Source organism: Clostridium bornimense, from assembly GCF_018917145.1.
GTDB lineage: Bacteria > Bacillota > Clostridia > Clostridiales > Clostridiaceae > Clostridium_AN > Clostridium_AN bornimense_A.
Genome location: NZ_JAHLOD010000129.1, coordinates 1 through 886 on the forward strand (window position 1 = coordinate 1; position 886 = coordinate 886).

Annotated in this window: 1 protein-coding gene; it reads left to right on the forward strand. The window is 25.6% G+C overall.

Annotation, left to right across the window (positions count from 1 at the left end):
- The first annotated feature begins 207 nt into the window (after positions 1-207).
- Complete coding sequence (locus tag KQI30_RS16850; RefSeq protein WP_216464495.1) at positions 208-771, forward strand: GGDEF domain-containing protein; 564 nt, start codon at positions 208-210, stop codon at positions 769-771.
- Positions 772-886: the final 115 nt, after the last annotated feature.

The following is an 886-nucleotide window of genomic DNA, read 5'->3' on the forward strand; positions in this document are numbered from 1 at the left end:
GATTCAATTTTAACATAGAAATCAGGGGGTCGTTGTTTTTTTATGCAAAAAAACTTCTAAAACCTTGATATATAAAGATTTTTAAAGAAAGAAGTGTAAATAAATTTTACACTATCTTATTTTTCATTAGGGGAGTTATATGAAAAAACGGATGATTACTATTTATCATTTATATACTTTAACAAATATGTTTCTATACATACTTCAATGATACAAGATGACTTCATCCTTATCTATGAACGTTATCAAAAGGAATTAGAAAACAAATATAAAACTCATGTAATTGAGAGTTTATATAATTCAAATACAGTGATGATTAAAGATGCATATATAGATAAACTAACAAAGGTGTTAAATAAAAATTACCTTTTAGAAAACCAATTAAAGTTCAATGATGCTATTAGTATTGGTGTTATTATGCTAGATATTGATTATTTCAAAAAATATAATGATGGATATGGTCATATCAAGGGAGATATCATATTATCATCAGTAGCTAGTAAAATTAAAGATATCTGTGGAGATAATAATATTGTAATTAGATATGGTGGAGAAGAATTTCTTATAATATCTTACAACATTGATAAGCTTTCATTGAAAATATTAGGTGAGACTATTTGCAATCAAATACATGATCTGGAGTTAGAACACAATTTTTCAGAGGTTAGCAATTATGTTACTGTAAGTGTTGGATGTTACTACAAGATTTTAGATAAAAATGATACTTATACAAATCTTATAGAATTGGCAGATAGCTGCTTATATGAGTAAGCGTCAAAAATTAAGTACCTAGATACTAAAATCTCCAATTGATAAAATTAAGGAAATAACATTTTATCAGGAGGTTAGGTATGTATAAAAAATTAAGTAATGATGAATGGAGAGC

Coding starts and splice junctions, on each gene's coding strand:
- KQI30_RS16850 (WP_216464495.1), top strand. CDS start 208: ATGATACAAGATGACTTCATCCTTATCTATGAACGTTATCAAAAGGAA.